Here is a 17031-nt window from a genome sequence, read left to right as displayed (position 1 = left end):
TTTAATTTGTTTTAAAAAGGGTTTGGTGTTTAATACAACATTTGAATTTCTTTGATATGGAACTCCGATACACTATCGTCTTCTAAGACTACTTGCAACTTCCCTGCTGGACTAACACCTTGTATGATGCCCATAAAAGGCACTCCAGAAGCTGCCTTAAAAGGCATTGGCACCGCTTTTTTAAACAACAATTGCCTATAAGCATGCCAAAGGGATTCTGGTTGGTTATGCAATAAACCTAAGGTGTGTTTTAGCTGAGATACAATTTCTAATAAAATTTGGTCTATATCAAACTCTTGGTTGCATAAACCTGCCAAAGAGGCTCCTTTTGGAAGGGCATCAAAATTTATTTGGTTCACATTCAGCCCAATGCCGATTATGGAACGCACAGAATCTTGGTTTTTGAAGGTGTTTTCTATTAAAATACCGCCAATTTTATAACGGTCTGACATTATGTCGTTAGGCCACTTAATACTTAATTGCGGTATATTAAAGGTTTTTAAAGCCTGAACAACAGCCAGAGCAACGGCTATATTAAGAGTATAGATTTGATTTAAATCAGCCAAGTCATTTTTTACAAAAATACTCATTATTAGGTTTTTACCCGGTTCTGAGCTCCATGTTGTCCCCATTTGCCCTCTACCTTTTGTTTGGGTTTGTGCGGTGACAACGGTAAAATTTTCTAGCGGCTGTTGCTTTGCCATTTCTTTTAGAAAATCATTTGTAGAATCTATGGCATCGAGTTTGATTAGTTTCATGGAACCAGTATTGGGGCAACAGAATTTAATATTTTGTTAAGTCACAAAAATAATCACAAAAAATGGTAACTTTACCAACTTATATAAAAATTTTTCATGGCAAAAAAGACAATCAATAATGATGATTTATTAGCAAACATCATAAAAGGAATAGAAGAAGTAAAAGGAAATGATATTAGCATTTTAGATTTGAGAGAAATAGATGCTGCAGTTTGTGACTATTATGTTATTTGTAATGGTAACTCCAATACGCAAGTAAACGCAATTGTAAATTCTATCCAAAAAACAGTTTCAAAAGAACTCAAAGACAAGCCCTGGCATGTAGAAGGATCCGACAATGCAGAATGGGTATTGATGGATTATGTAAATATTGTAGTGCATGTGTTCCAAAAACAAATTAGAGAATACTACAATATTGAAAGTTTATGGGGAGATGCAAAAATCACCACAATTGAAAATAAATATTAAAGAAACCCTACCTAATGGCTAAAAATAATAATCCAAACCCTAATAAATTTAAAGTAAGTCCATGGTTAGTATATACTGCCATATTGCTTATTTTTCTATTCATAAGTTTTATTACTGGCAGCTCAGGCCTGCAAGAACCTTCGCAATTAACTTCTTCTAAATTTAATGTTTTTCTGGAAAAAGGACAAATAGAAAAAGTAGTGGTGTACAACAAGGTCGAAGCCGAAGTTTTTTTAAAACCAGAGGCTCTAAAACTTAAAGAACACCAAAAAGTTTCCAAGGATGTGTTTGACCGCCCAAATAACAAAGGACCACAATACACCTTTGAGATTGGAAATGACCAAATATTTCAGACAAAACTAGAAAAAGCAGTTGCCGAAGGAAAGTTAAAAGAATTCAATTTTCAGGCCAAAAGCAATTGGTCCGATATCCTGATTAGCTTATTGCCTATCATTATCATCATTGGAGTTTGGATCTTCATCATGAGAAAAATGTCTGGCGGTGGCGGTGCTGGCGGTGGCGGACAGATTTTTAATATCGGAAAATCCAAAGCAAAGCTTTTTGACGAAAAAACAGATATCAAAACCACCTTTAAAGATGTGGCTGGTTTAGAGGGAGCTAAAGAAGAAATACAAGAAATTGTAGAGTTTTTAAAAAACCCCGAAAAATACACCAACCTTGGTGGTAAAATACCTAAAGGAGCGCTACTAGTTGGACCTCCTGGAACTGGTAAAACCTTATTGGCAAAAGCTGTTGCTGGCGAGGCACAGGTTCCGTTCTTTTCATTATCTGGATCGGATTTTGTTGAAATGTTTGTAGGCGTTGGTGCCTCAAGAGTACGGGACTTATTTAAGCAAGCCAAAGAGAAATCTCCTGCCATTATTTTTATTGACGAAATTGATGCCGTAGGTAGAGCTAGAGGAAAGAGCAACATGTCTGGAGGTAATGACGAAAGAGAAAACACCCTAAACCAACTCCTTACAGAAATGGATGGATTTGGGACAAATTCTAACGTAATTGTATTGGCTGCAACCAACAGAGCAGATGTATTAGACAAAGCATTAATGCGTGCTGGTAGATTTGACAGACAAATATTTGTAGACCTACCCGATATTAGAGAGCGTGCAGAGATATTTAAAGTACATTTAGCTCCACTTAAAAAAGTAGAAGGTCTTGATTTAGACTTTTTGGCCAAACAAACCCCAGGATTCTCTGGTGCAGATATTGCCAATGTGTGTAATGAAGCTGCGCTTATTGCAGCCCGTTATAACAAAACTGCAGTAGACAAACAAGATTTCTTGGATGCTGTAGACAGAATTGTAGGCGGGTTAGAAAAGAAAAATAAAATTATTACTCCAGAGGAGAAAAAAGCTATTGCAATCCATGAGGCAGGGCACGCAACAGTGAGCTGGATGTTAGAACACGCCGCACCACTTATAAAAGTAACCATAGTGCCTAGAGGACAAAGTTTAGGAGCTGCATGGTACCTACCAGAGGAGCGTCAAATTGTTCGACCGGATCAAATGTTAGATGAAATGTGCGCAACAATGGGCGGTAGAGCCGCAGAAAAGGTGACTTTTAATCGTATTTCTACTGGTGCCTTAAGTGATTTAGAAAAAGTAACCAAACAAGCTCGCGCTATGGTTACCATATATGGTTTGAATGATAAAATTGGAAACGTAACCTATTATGATTCTTCTGGACAAGGAGAGTATAATTTTTCAAAACCATATTCTGACGAAACTGCCAAAGTTATTGATACTGAAATTTCTTTACTCATTGAAGGACAATACCTAAGAGCTATTGCTATTCTAGAAGAGAACAAAGACAAATTAAACCAACTGGCAGATATCTTGATTGAAAAAGAAGTTATCTTTAAAGATGACCTAGAAGCAATTTTTGGAAAAAGACCATTTGACACCACTACAGAACCAATAGTGTCTTAATCCAAATGCTACTATAAAATATTTTTAAAATCTTAATTCAAAACACTCTTTTGAATTAAGATTTTTTTATCTTTGGACGTTTCAAACAATATATAAAGTACCTTGAGAATATATGAGTCTTTTTAGAAAACTTTTTGGTTCTAGTAGTTCGGCCTCAGATGAAGAGAGAGAGAGAGAAGAGCAAGAAACCGCTACGCTTAGCAACCTATCTATAGATGAACAATTTATTCATCATTTTAAAAAAAATGGCGGCAAATTTTTATATTGTGAAAACCTTACGGAATTAAAAGAACAATTTGAAAACATTTTGGAAGAAAACGATTGGTTTGAAAGCGAAGTACTTTGCTACGACCCGAGTTTATTTAGTCTTCTAAACGAAAACAAGCTTTCTTATGGAATGGCTAGAAATCCTAAATTTCTGTTTTCGGGCTGTGAGAATTTAATAGCCGAAGAGGGTTCTATACTATTTTCGTCCAAACAAATTAAACAACACAAACCAAATGAATTGCCTAGCAATATGGTGATTTATGCAACAACAAGTCAAATTTTGGCTATAAAAAGCGATGGTCTTAGTGCTATAAAAAAGAAGTACGAACGTGATTATCCTACAAATATAACTGCAATAAAATATTTTGAAAAAGCAAAAGAGGAAGACTTTACACAATATGGAAGTTCTCCCAAAAATCTTTATTTATTGTTGTTAGAAAATCTTTAAAATGAATGAAACTTTAAAGAGGTCTATATCTGGATCAATTTACGTAATTTTACTAATAGCTTCCATATATTATTCTAAGGAGAGTTTTTTTATTCTCTTTGGAATATTTTTAACACTTGCTATATATGAGTTTTGCAATCTGACCCAAATTAGCAAACCCCTACCCTTAATTGCAGGAACTTTACTATATACAACCGTAATTTTAGTTAGCCATTACAGCAAAGAAACTAGCACCAAAATCAATGCGTATTTGGGCACCAATATAGAAATAAACACCAACATCCAACAGCTCAACATTACGTTATTGGTGGTAACTTTGGTGGTTTTTGTCAAATGTATTTTGTTTCTATTTTTTGATAAATTACACAAAATCAGCACCTCTTCAAAATACCTGTACCTATTTGGGTATATTCTGCTTCCTTTTATATTTATCACCAAAATTTCTTTTGGAATAAAGGACTACAATCCTAAAATCATAATTGGTCTCTTTTTATTAATATGGACCAACGATACTTTTGCATACATTGTTGGAAAATCCATCGGAAAAACCAAATTATTAGCACATATATCTCCCAAAAAAACAGTCGAAGGTTTTATAGGTGGTATTCTTTTTGCTATTTTAGCAGGGTATTTAATTTCTAAATATTACATAAAAGCAAAACCTGAATTTAGCCAACAATCTATTATAATTTGGGCATCTATAGCGGTAATTGTAGGTGTTTTTGGCACCATAGGAGATTTGATTGAATCGAAATTTAAAAGAATAGCTGGCGTAAAAGACAGCGGAAAAATAATGCCAGGCCATGGAGGCGTACTAGATCGACTAGATAGTGTTATATTTGTAGCACCAATTGTATTTTTATTTTATCAAATCTTAAATTATGTTTCATAAAGAAGGAACCAAGACTATTTTATTAGGAATTATTTTTACAGCTAGTGTACTTTTAATTTCAGACAATTTGATTGCACTATTTTGGCTTAAAAAAGCGATTCAAATTGCTGCTTTTTTGATTTTAGTTATCATTTTACAATTTTTTAGAAATCCAAAAAGAACCGTTGCAATAAATGAAAACCACCTTCTGGCACCTGTAGACGGAAAGGTTGTGGTTATTGAAGAGGTTTATGAACCCGAATATTTCAAAGACAAACGCTTACAGGTTTCTATTTTTATGTCTCCAATTAATGTTCACGTAACTCGTTATGCATTAAGCGGAATTGTAAAATTCAGCAAATACCATCCCGGTAAATTTTTGGTGGCTTGGCATCCAAAAGCAAGCGAAGAAAACGAAAGAACTACTGTAGTGGTCCAAAACAATACCTTTGGAGCAATATTATATAGACAAATAGCTGGTGCATTGGCGCGTAGAATTGTAAATTATGCCCAAGAAGGAATGCAAGTGGTACAAGGTACAGATGCTGGATTTATAAAATTTGGTTCTAGAGTAGATTTGTTTTTACCGTTAGGAACTCCTGTAAATGTAGTCCTTAATCAAAAAGCCATTGGCGGAAAAACCATTATTGCCACAAAAGCATAATGCGTTCCGAAGATTTAGATACGCAATTTCAAGCAGCGGTTACTAAAGCGCTGACAATGACCCAAGCAACTTTGCCGCAGGATGTGCAATTGCGTTTGTATGCGTATTACAAACAAGCTACCTTTGGAAATTTACAAACCAAACAAACCACCACCTATCATTTAAGAGATGCTTTTAAAACAAATGCTTGGATGCAAATAAGTCATTTATCTGCAGAGCAAGCCAAAGAAGAATACATTAAAATGATTACAGATCTTTCAAAAAAATAGCACTATCCATGAAAAATACTGCTTTATTAATAGTTAGCTGGATAACAACTTTGTTTTTATTTTCTTGCCAAGATAAAAAATTAACCGAAGTAGTAGAAGTTCCGTTGCCTACCGCTCAAGAAAAAGTTGCCATAGGTCATCCTGAAGATGTTAAGGCTGCACAAGGATCGTTTCAGTTAGAAAAATTAGCCTACAGCTATGATGCATTGGCTCCAACGGTTTCTGCACTGACCCTCGAAACACATTATTCTAAACATTATCTCAGCTACACCAACAATTTAAATAAAGCCATTTCGGGTACTCCATACGAAAACCAATCTATCGAGAATATTTTGGCCAAACTAGATTTAAACAATCCCGAATTACGCAATAATGCTGGTGGTTACTACAACCACACGCTCTATTGGAAATCTATGGCACCCGATACACCAGATGTAGCAACAGATACTCTAGCAGCTGTTATAAACAGGGATTTTGGTAGTTTTAAAAATTTTGAAATTGCCTTTAAAAACGAAGCTACCAATCAATTTGGATCTGCTTGGACCTTTTTGGTGGTAGACAAATATGGCAAATTAAAACTAACCAGTACCCAAAATCAAGACAATCCTTTGATGCGGAATGCGGCGGTTCCGGGTACTCCAATTTTGGCATTAGACTTGTGGGAACATGCCTATTATTTGGGCTACCAATACCGACGTAAGAGCTACATTGATTCTTTTTTTACGGTAATAAATTGGGCTAAAATTAACGAAAACTACGAAGCTGCCATAAGAAAAAAATACTAGCGGTACCCTTTTGCATACGGTACAAATTGCATTTTTGTAATGGCTTTAATAAAAAACAGAAGGATGTCTAATGGGTCTCTTTAGTCCCTAGTGTATTAAATCCCAATGCGAGTAGTGTGCTGTTTTAAAAGCCTTTAAACTTATAAATAAAACCTAATTTACATTTGGATTGTTTCCTTTTTATTAAATTTGTCAAAAATTAAATCCATTGAATAAATCACTATTCTTGCTAGGATGTTTCTTAGTGTTTTTGTGTTCCAGAGTTGCTTTGGCACAAGCCCCAAAAAAAATAATTGTAGAACATGCGGACTATGCAGATATTAATCAAGCAGAAATTCCAGATGCTTTTTTGCTAACCGGAAACGTTCGGGTTAACCATGATGGTATTGTATTGACCTGTAACAAAGCCTATTATTTTCAGAAAGAAAATTATATCAAAGCCTTTGGAAATGTTCAGTTAGTGCAAGGAGATACGTTGTTTTTGAACAGCAAATATGCCGAATATAGTGGCAATGTCAAAAAAGCATTTGCCGCAGGAGAAGCCTACATGAGCTCTCCAGATGCCACCCTAAATACCGATACAATCCATTTTGATCGAAACAGCCAAGAAGTATATTACACTACTGTAGGGAATATTACCAGCAAAGACAACAACTTGCGTTCCAAATCCGGAAAGTATTTTGTAAAACAAAAGAAATTTCAATTTTTGACCGCAGTAACCATCACCAATCCACAGTGCGTAATACAATCCAACCATTTGGATTATTACAGCAATTCTGGACATTCGTACCTCTTTGGACCTTCAACCATAACGAGTAAAAACAATTATATTTATACCGAAAAAGGATTTTATGATACCAAAAAAAACGTGGCGCATTTTATTCGGAAATCGTACATAAAATATGAAGATAGGCGCATACAAGGAGATAGCTTGTATTATGACCGTAATAAAGAATTTGCCTCTGCCACCAGAAACGTAAAAATTACAGACTCTATCAATAGAGGGATTATCAAGGGCCATTATGGCGAAATATACAAAAAGAAAGACTCTATGTTTGTTACCAAACGAGCAATAGCCAGTAATTTTGTAGACAATGACTCGGTTTATATACACGGAAAACGTTTGCTTATAACAGGCAAAGAAGGGGACCGAATCATCCGGGCTTTTAACAACGTGCGTTTTTTAAAAAAAGACATGAGTGGCAAGTGTGACTCGATCCACTCTAGCGCCAAGACCGCTCTAACCAAATTAATTGGAAATCCTATTATCTGGAACGGTGACAATCAAATAACTGGAGAGGTTATCCATCTTATAGGAGACAATACCACCCGGAAATTAGACTCCCTTAAAGTGCTCAACAACACTTTTTTGGTTTCTAGAGATACCATAAGTAATGGCTATAATCAAATTAAAGGACTTAATCTGTATGGCAAATTTTACCAAGGAACATTGCATGATGTGACTGTAGTCAAAAATGCCGAAGTTATTTATTACATGCGCAATGAGAACAAAGAACTCATTGGTATAAACAAAAATCTAAGCAGCAAAATCGATCTGGTACTAGACAATAATGCCGTAGAAACAATTACGTTTTACAACCAAGTAGATGGCAGTATATATCCAGATAAAGAATTGCCTGAAAATGCCCGAAAATTAAGAGGCTTAGTCTGGCGAGGAGACGAACGTATGTACACCAAAGAAGCTCTTTTTTCGGCTGAAGAAAATGCCTATAATACCCAAATGCTAAACCAAGCAAAGAAAGAAAATGCGCTAAAAAACGTACCTATGAAAACCCGAAAGGAAACCGTAGATTATGATAAGAAAAAACCTAAAAAATAAATTTTTTTCCGTTTTTAAACCCCTAACGCACCTACTTGTCTTTTAATTTATAAATCTACTGCCAATTGAATACCGATTTTATAAAATACCAAGCACAAACCTCTCCGCATCCGTTAGGTTTAGAAATATCTTATGCAAAAGGATCTTACATATATACCACTGATGGCCAAAAATATTTGGATTTTGTAGCAGGCGTTTCGGCATGTACCCTTGGGCACCAACCACAACGGGTAAACCAAGCCATTAAGGCACAATTGGACAAATATTCGCACGTGATGGTTTATGGAGAATACGCACAAAGTCCGGCAGTAGAATATTGTAAATTATTAGCCTCACTCCTACCGGATTCGTTAAACAAAACCTACTTGGTCAACTCCGGCACCGAAGCCATTGAAGGAGCTCTAAAACTAGCCCGTAGAGTAACCGGCCGAAGCCAATTGATTTCCTGCCACAATGCCTACCATGGCAACACTATGGGGTCTTTGAGCCTCATGGGCTATGAACCACGCAAACAAGCTTTTCGACCCTTGCTGCCAGATGTAGACTTTATTACTTTTAATAACGAAGCCGATTTAGAAAAAATAACCACCAAAACAGCTGCCATACTAGTAGAAACCATACAAGGAGGTGCTGGTTTTATAGAACCCAAAAATGACTTTCTCAAAAAAGTAAGAGCCCGCTGTACTGCCATGGGTGCCTTGCTTATTTTGGACGAAATCCAACCCGGATTTGGAAGAACCGGAAAATTATTTGGTTTTCAAAACTACGATATTCTGCCCGATGTGGTGGTTATGGGCAAAGGAATGGCAAGCGGCATGCCCGTAGGTGCCTTTACGGCTTCGGCTGCAAGAATGGATCTACTGCAAGATAACCCAAAATTAGGGCACATCACCACCTTTGGAGGACACCCTGTCATTGCGTCAGCTTGTTTGGCCACATTGCAAGAATTAACCCAAACAGACCTAATACAAAAGACATTAGAGAAAGAAAAACTATTTAGATATCTTTTGGTACACCCTTTGATAAAGGAGGTTAGAGGAAAAGGGTTAATGTTGGCTATAATGACTCCAAGTGAGGCAGTAACCAATGAGGTGATTCTAAAATGCCAAGACAAAGGGCTTATTTTATTTTGGTTGCTCTTTGAGCCTTGCGCCATCCGGATCACGCCACCACTAACTATTTCGGAAGAAGAAATTAGAGAAGGTTGTGCTATCATTAAACAAGTACTGGACAACATGGTTGGCTAACTAGTTGCTTATAAAACCAGAACCAAACCCCTACTCTAGCACGTGCATTGTTAATTAAATTGTTTACAACAATTTTAATTTTTCTTCACACCAATAGTAATGATACCTAAATTTAGTTAGGTCAAATTCAAAAAAACAAAGCATGCAATTAAGCAACGAAGAAGACGACTATAACTTATCTATATCCAAATTTGAGTCTATGTTAAAAACCAACAAAGTACTCTTTTTTGACTCCGAAGAATTTGAAGAAATAATTCTTCATTATCTAGATATGGGCAAAGCGACTTTGGCCAAAAAAGCTTTAAAACTAGGTTTGGACCAACATCCAAAATCTACTGGTCTAAGACTGGTCCAGGTAGAAATGCTTGTGTTTGATAACAAATTAGATCTTGCAGAGAAACTACTGCAGGAACTTTATGCCATTGAGCCTAATAATGAAGAAATATACATCCAGAAAGCCAATATTTATTCTAAAAGAGACCAACACGAAAAAGCTGTCGAATTTTTAAAAATAGCCTTACAACACACCGAAGATTTTGCAGATGTCTACAACTTAATTGGTATGGAATACCTCTTTATGGACAATCTAGAGCTTGCCAAAGAAAATTTTATTAAATGCCTAGAAGAAGATCTAGAAGACCAATCTGCACTCTATAATGTGGTGTATTGCTTTGAGTTTTTGGATCAAAATCTAGAAGCCATTGCGTACTTAAATAAGTACATTAACAAAAATCCTTACAGTGAAATTGCTTGGCACCAAATGGGGCGTTTGTATTATGATCTAAAAGATTATGAAAATGCCATACGTGCATTTGACTACGCAACACTAATAGACGACGAGTTTTTAGGGGCATTTATGGAAAAAGCAAAAGCCTATGAACGATTAAAAAAATACGATTTAGCAATAGAAAGCTACAACAGAACCATTGCCTTAGATGATGCAACATCTTACGCGTTATTGCGAATAGGCAAATGCCATGAACGCTTGGGCAACACCGCCTTAGCCCTAAAATACTACAATCAAACCGTACACGAAGACCCTCTTTTGGACAAGGGATGGATTGCTATAACAGATTTTTATTTGCGTCAAAAAAACTTTCAAAAGGCATTGTTTTTTGTCAATAAAGCATTAGCAATTGACAATCAAAACCGGTTGTACTGGAAACGTTATGCAAGTATTAACAAAGAGATGAATTTCTTTGAAGAAGCAGAATTTGGTTTTAGAAAGGCAGTAGAATTTGGAGATACCGCATTAGATACGTGGTTATTCTGGGTAGATATTCTACAATTTCTGGGCGAATTTGATAGCGCCATCCAAACATTATTACAAGCATCCGAATATTTTCCGGAAGAAAACGAAATAGAATATCGCCTGGCCGGATTGTACTTTATGATTCAAGACAACACCAAGGCAAAATTTCATTTAAGCAACGCTTTGCGATTAAAATTTGATAATTATATTCTAATTGAAGATTTATTTCCGGTGGTGTGGTCCAAAAAAATAGTTCAAAATTATATTGACAAACACAACAATACCAATGACACTAAATAACCGCAAACGCTTTGGGCTATTAGGCAAAAACATCAGTTATTCTTTCTCAAAGGGCTATTTTAGTGCTAAGTTTGAACAAGAAGCTTATGAGAATTACAGCTATGAAAATTTTGACATACCCGAAATTAGCCTCTTTAATACTCTAATTAAAGACAATCCAGAAACTTTAGCCGGAATTAATGTTACCATTCCGTATAAAGAGGCAGTGTTGCCCTTTTTGGACCAAGTATCTAAAAAAGCCAAAAAAATTGGCGCTGTAAACACCATCAAGTTTACCAAAAAAGGAAAATTAAAAGGGTACAATACGGATTATTATGGGTTTAAAAAATCCTTAGAACCGATGCTGGAATCCCACCACAAAAAGGCCTTAATTCTGGGTACTGGTGGTGCCTCCAAAGGCGTTTGTTATGCTTTGAAAGAATTAGGCATTGCGTACACTTTGGTATCTCGGGTCCAAACAGAAAATTCCATTGGATATGCTGCCATAAACTCCAAAATAATGCAGAGCCATACCATTATAATCAATGCCACACCTGTGGGTACCAGCCCAAACATTGAGGCATACCCTGCCCTGCCCTACGCTGATTTTAGTAGTAAACACATTGCCTATGATTTGATTTATAATCCGGCCGAAACCCAATTTTTAAAAAGAGCAGCTGCAGAAGGAGCTCAAACCAAAAATGGCTATGATATGCTTGTTTTTCAGGCAGAAAAAGCTTGGGAGATTTGGAATAAATAAAAATGAAACCCCCTAATAGCAAAAAAGCTTTCTGTCTTGATTTAAGATAGAAAGCTTTTTTTATGCTCAAAAATTATACTAAAAATATCCTTAATATTTTTTAACACCGCAGCTATTCTCTACTATTTTTTATAAGTTTAAAATAAAAAATCCAGTTTAAGCCATAAAAAAGCGACCCTTGTGAGGCCGCTTTGAATGTTTTCACAACGGAATAATCCTTATTGTGAATTGCTTCAAAATTGTAGTACAATAGTACAACAAAAATTTTAAAATTGGTTTACGGTTTCCCGTAAAAATATTCTTTTTCTTATCTTTATATTTAACAATTGATATAAAAAATGAGAAAACAACTATAAAATGAAGAAAATATTAGGTTTGGATTTGGGGACAAATAGTATTGGATGGGCGTTAACTACAAATGATTTTGATACTAAAAAAGGAACTATCGAAGGGCTAGGAAGCCGTATTATCCCCATGAGTCAAGACATTTTAGGAAAATTTGATAGCGGTGTATCTCTTTCACAAACGGCACAACGTACAGAATATCGTGGAAAAAGGAGGTTGGTACAACGTTTTTTACTAAGACGGGAACGACTACACAGAGTGCTACATATTCTTGAGTTATTACCTAAACAATATTCAGAAGCTATTGATTTTGATAAAAAGTTAGGTCAATTTAAACCCGAAAGAGAACAAAAAATATCTTTTTATAAAAATGAAAGTGGTAAAAACCAATTTATTTTTACAAAAAGTCATCAAGAAATGCTCACTGAATTTCAAACTTACTATCCAACTATAAAAAACATCCCTTATGATTGGACTATTTATTATTTGAGAAAAAAAGCACTGACAGAAAAAATTTCTAAAGAAGAACTGGCTTGGATCCTACTTAATTTTAATCAAAAAAGAGGTTATTATCAATTGCGTGGTGAGGAAAAAGAAGAAAACAAAAATAAGAAAGAAGAATTTCATACGCTATTGGTAACCGATATTATTGAAAGAGATAAAGGAAAATCAGGAACATGGTATAATGTTATTTTAGAAAACGGATGGATTTATAAACGTGAAAGTAAAATTTCTTTAGCTGATTGGATTGGTAAGACGAAAAGTTTTATTGTGACAACAGAATATAATGATGATGGAAGTGTAAAATTGACCAAAGACAATGAAGAAAAAAGAAGTTTTCGATCCCCAAAAGAGGATGACTGGGGGCTTATCAAAATAAGAACGGAAAAAACTATTAATCAAAGTGATAAATCTGTTGGAGCATATATTTATGATGCCTTATTAAAGAATCCGAATCAAAAAATAAAAGGAGAATTAGTACGGACAATAGAAAGAAAATATTATAAAGACGAACTCAGAGAAATTCTGAAAAAGCAACTGGAGTTTCATTCTGATGTTTTAAATGACAAAATTTTGTATAAAAAATGTATTGACGAATTATACAAAAATAACGACTCTCATAAAAACAGTATCAAAGACCGCGGTTTTGACTACTTATTTTTGGACGATATTATTTTTTATCAAAGACCACTAAAAAGCAAAACGTCCTTAATAAGTGATTGTAGTTTAGAGTTTCGGCCAATAAAAAATAAAAATGGTGTTTTGGTAAAAGATACCGATGGAAAACAAATTGCAAAAGCACTCAAATGTATTGCACGATCCAATCCTATTTTTCAAGAGTTTAGATTGTTGCAATTTGTCAAAAATCTAAAAATTTATAAAAGAGGTGTTGTAGACGATGTTGAGGTTACCAATGATTATCTAAAATCAGAAAACGATGTTGAAAAACTTTTTAATTGGTTGAATGATAAAGCCGAAATTAATCAAAAACAGTTTTTAGTAAATTTCAAATTAAAAGAAGACAAACACCGATGGAATTTTGTAGAAGACAAAGGTTATCCATGTAATGAAACCAGAAACCAATTTTTGAATGCTATTGCAAAAATTGACGTCGATAAATCCTTTTTCAACACTAAAAACACCCAAGATTTATGGCATATTTTATATTCGGTTACTGATAAAATTGAAATTACAAAAGCAATAACCACTTTTGCCAAAAGGCATAATTTGCCCAATGAATTCATTATAAATTTTTCTAAAATAAAACCGTATAAAAAAGAATATGGTTCTTTTTCAGAAAAAGCTATAAAGAAATTGTTGCCTTTAATGCGTTTTGGTAGTTATTGGGATGCAAAAAACATAGATATTAAGACTCTGGATAGAATAGATAAAATCCAAACAGGCGAATTTGATGAAAAAATTAGAAATAGGGTGCGTGAAAAAGCGATAGACTTACATAAAATTGACGATTTTAAAGACTTGCCTTTGTGGTTGGCTTCGTATATTGTTTATGATAAGCATAGCGAAGCCAGCGATGTTTCTAAGTGGAAAACTCCCGCAGATATTGAAAAATTTTTAAAACATGAATTTAAACAACATTCTTTAAGAAACCCAATTGTGGAGCAAGTAATTACCGAAACCTTGCGAGTGGTTAAAGATATTTGGCTACAATATGGAGAAGGAAAAGAAAATTTCTTTAATGAAATTCATATTGAATTAGGGCGGGAAATGAAGAACGACAAAGCTACTCGTGAAAAAATATCTAAAAAAGTTTCTGAAAACGAAAACACAAATCTAAGAATTAAAGCCATATTGACCGAATTGAAAAACGATGGAGTTAGCGATATACGTCCCTATTCTCCTAGTCAACAAGAGATTTTAAAAATTTACGAAGAAGGAGTTTATAACAATGAAAGCCGTAAAGAAAAACTAGAGGAAGTTGATAAAATTAGAAAAAATGCTAAACCTACTACTTCTGAAATAATCAAATATAAATTGTGGTTAGAACAGGGTTATGCATCGCCCTATACCGGAAAACTAATTCCTATGAGCGAGTTATTTACAACCAAATACCAAATAGAACATATTATACCACAATCCCGATTTTTTGACGATTCGTTATCCAATAAAGTGATTTGTGAATCCGAAGTTAATGAGCTAAAAAGTAATATGACAGCCTTAGAATTTATACTTACTAATGAAAATAGAATAGTAACCTTAACAGGTGGCGAAACCGTTAAAATTTTCACTAAAGAAGCTTACAACCAACATATCATTAGTTATTATTCTAAAAATAAAAACAAACAAAAAAGATTGCTAACCGAAGAAATTCCAGAACAATTTATATCCAGACAACTAAACGATACCAAATACATTAGTAAAATAGTAAAAAATTTATTGAGTAAAATTGTTCGTGAAGAAGATGAGCAAGAAGTAACGTCAAAACATGTTGTTTCGCTAAACGGAAGTATAACCTCCAGAATGAAACAAGATTGGGGGCTAAACGATGTTTGGAATACTATAGTAAGCCCTCGTTTTGAACGCTTAAATACACTTACAAATTCAAATGACTTTGGACAATTTGAATTGAAAAAAGATGCTTATGGTAATGAAGGTAAAAGAGTTTTTCAAACTACTGTGCCAGATGCTATTGCAAAAGGTTTTACCAAAAAAAGAATTGACCACAGGCATCATGCATTGGATGCTCTGGTTATTGCTTGTGTGAATAGAACTCATATTAATTATTTGAACAATCTAAATGCAAAAGATACAGATGACAAAGCTGTAAAACATGAATTAAGAAATAAATTGTGTTTCAAAACTAAACCTGATAGTAATGGAAATTATAAATGGGAATTTCATAAACCTTGGGAAAAATTCACAAAAGAAGCCCAAGACAAACTAAACACGACAATCGTTAGTTTTAAGCAAAATACTAGAGTTATCAACAAAACGGTAAACAAGTATGTGAGTTATAAAGATGAAAACGGCAATTTGAATGTTGATGCAAATGGATTGCCACAAAAGAAAGTTATTACGCAAACCAAAGGAGACAATTGGGCAATTAGAAAACCACTTCATGCTGAGACCGTTAGTGGTAAAGTATTTTTAAAACGTATTAAACAAAGTCATATAACTATAGCAAACGCAATTGAACAGGTTGAACTGATTGTTGATAAAGAGGTAAAAAAACAACTTAAAGCTAAAATTAAACTTTATCCAAACAATATAGCCGGCTTAAAAAAACATCTCAAAGCTTTTCCTGTAATGATAAACGACAAAGCGATTGATAAAATCCAGATTTATGAAACGCTAGAAGCGACAGCCACAAGAAAAATACTTGATATCACTTTTGACGAAAAAAAGATACAAAAGATAACAGATACGGGTATCCAAAAAATTCTATTGAATCATCTTAAACAAGAAAAATATCAAAATACAGTTGATGAAAATGGTAAAAAATTAGCTCCACATGAAATAGCCTTTTCTGAAAATGGTCTTGAAGATTTGAATAAAAACATTACTTTTTTAAATGATGGTAAAAATCATCAGCCAATCAAAAAAGTAAGGATTTTTGAAGAAGGCAATAAATTCCCTTTAGGTGAAGTAGGAAATAAAATAAATAAATTTGTTGAAACTGCAAAAGGCACAAACTTATTTTTTGCAGTTTATGAAAATGATGATAAAAAAAGAAATTACAAAACTATTCCTTTTAACGAAGTAATTGAAAGGCAAAAACAAGGATTAAATGCAGCATTAGAAATTGATGAAAATGGAAATAGACTTTTATTTACTCTTTCTCCAAACGATTTGGTTTACATTCCATTGGAAGATGAAATTGGATATTTAAATGGTGTTTATTTTAAAAATCTTAATAAAGAGCAAACTGTACGCATATATAAGTTTGTAAGTTGCACAGGAGGAGAGGGACATTTTGTACCGAATAATTACTCAAAAGAAATTATTTCTAATGAAAATGGCTCTAATAATAAAAATGAACGTATGTTAAATTTCAATAATTTCAACATAATATTTGATGGAAAAGAAAAACCTGTAATGATAAAATCTATTTGTTGGAAATTAGAAGTTGACCGATTGGGAAAGGTTATAAAAATAATCAAATAATATACGCCTTCAATAGGATTGCGCTTCAACCCAATCTAAAACATACAAACACAAAATGAGGGCTTTAGCCAAAATAATTCGGCTAAAGCAAATCCTTTTAATAAATAATCTTTTTCCCTCCAGCTAAAGCTGGAAGCAATTGAATGCTGTAGACAATTTTAAAATGATGACAATATTATTTTTCAAAATAACAGGTTTTAAAACAT

The 17031-nt window shown here is 34.1% G+C and carries 13 protein-coding genes; 12 read left to right on the top strand and 1 reads right to left on the bottom strand.

The genetic code is table 11. The features are described 5' to 3' along the window. Positions 1 to 29 precede the first annotated feature (29 nt). A complete protein-coding gene (locus LB076_RS08440; RefSeq protein ID WP_066331476.1) occupies positions 30 to 758 on the bottom strand; it encodes a biotin--[acetyl-CoA-carboxylase] ligase in 729 nt (242 codons plus the stop codon). Between the two features lie 96 nt (positions 759 to 854). Between LB076_RS08440 and rsfS the strand changes: the two genes are divergently transcribed. The 12 genes from rsfS (at position 855) to cas9 (ending at position 16825) form a co-directional block, all read left to right on the top strand. Continuing rightward, the gene (gene rsfS / locus LB076_RS08435; RefSeq protein WP_066331478.1) at positions 855 to 1226 is read left to right on the top strand and encodes a ribosome silencing factor; all 372 of its coding nucleotides are present in this window, start codon (positions 855 to 857) and stop codon (positions 1224 to 1226) included. 14 nt (positions 1227 to 1240) lie between these two features. Further along, on the top strand, positions 1241 to 3172 hold the full coding sequence (gene ftsH / locus LB076_RS08430; protein ID WP_066331481.1) for an ATP-dependent zinc metalloprotease FtsH: 1932 nt from the start codon (positions 1241 to 1243) through the stop codon (positions 3170 to 3172). Positions 3173 to 3284: 112 nt separating this feature from the next. Then, entirely contained in the window at positions 3285 to 3887 is a 603-nt protein-coding gene (locus LB076_RS08425; RefSeq protein WP_066331486.1) for a lactate utilization protein B/C, read from the top strand. 1 nt (position 3888) lies between these two features. Continuing rightward, positions 3889 to 4779: a phosphatidate cytidylyltransferase gene (locus LB076_RS08420; protein WP_066331489.1), complete on the top strand. Its 891-nt coding sequence runs from the start codon at positions 3889 to 3891 to the stop codon at positions 4777 to 4779. Beyond that, positions 4769 to 5422 carry a phosphatidylserine decarboxylase family protein gene (locus tag LB076_RS08415; protein ID WP_066331491.1) on the top strand — a complete coding sequence of 218 codons (654 nt, stop codon included), beginning with the start codon at positions 4769 to 4771 and terminating at the stop codon, positions 5420 to 5422. Before LB076_RS08420 ends, LB076_RS08415 begins: the two co-directional genes overlap by 11 nt. Continuing rightward, the gene (locus tag LB076_RS08410) at positions 5422 to 5691 is read left to right on the top strand and encodes an acyl-CoA-binding protein (protein ID WP_066331496.1); all 270 of its coding nucleotides are present in this window, start codon (positions 5422 to 5424) and stop codon (positions 5689 to 5691) included. The genes LB076_RS08415 and LB076_RS08410 overlap by 1 nt, the downstream gene beginning before the upstream one ends. An 8-nt stretch (positions 5692 to 5699) precedes the next feature. Continuing rightward, positions 5700 to 6476, top strand: a complete 777-nt coding sequence (locus tag LB076_RS08405) for a superoxide dismutase (RefSeq protein ID WP_066331498.1) — start codon at positions 5700 to 5702, stop codon at positions 6474 to 6476. Between the two features lie 208 nt (positions 6477 to 6684). Further along, complete coding sequence (locus tag LB076_RS08400) at positions 6685 to 8316, top strand: OstA-like protein (protein WP_066331500.1); 1632 nt, start codon at positions 6685 to 6687, stop codon at positions 8314 to 8316. Between the two features lie 65 nt (positions 8317 to 8381). Continuing rightward, positions 8382 to 9563 (top strand): aspartate aminotransferase family protein, encoded by a 1182-nt coding sequence (locus LB076_RS08395; protein ID WP_066331502.1) that lies wholly within the window; start codon positions 8382 to 8384, stop codon positions 9561 to 9563. 142 nt (positions 9564 to 9705) lie between these two features. Further along, a complete protein-coding gene (locus LB076_RS08390; RefSeq protein WP_066331507.1) occupies positions 9706 to 11115 on the top strand; it encodes a tetratricopeptide repeat protein in 1410 nt (469 codons plus the stop codon). Then, a complete protein-coding gene (locus LB076_RS08385) occupies positions 11102 to 11854 on the top strand; it encodes a shikimate dehydrogenase family protein (protein WP_066331511.1) in 753 nt (250 codons plus the stop codon). The genes LB076_RS08390 and LB076_RS08385 overlap by 14 nt, the downstream gene beginning before the upstream one ends. Positions 11855 to 12211: 357 nt before the next feature. After that, a complete protein-coding gene (cas9, locus tag LB076_RS08380) occupies positions 12212 to 16825 on the top strand; it encodes a type II CRISPR RNA-guided endonuclease Cas9 (RefSeq protein ID WP_066331514.1) in 4614 nt (1537 codons plus the stop codon). Positions 16826 to 17031: the final 206 nt, after the last annotated feature.

Origin of the sequence: Flavobacterium crassostreae, assembly GCF_001831475.1 — a bacterium.
GTDB classification, from domain to species: domain Bacteria; phylum Bacteroidota; class Bacteroidia; order Flavobacteriales; family Flavobacteriaceae; genus Flavobacterium; species Flavobacterium crassostreae.
The sequence above is the reverse complement of the archived record's forward strand: the minus strand, read 5'-3'. Positions and strand labels throughout refer to the sequence as shown.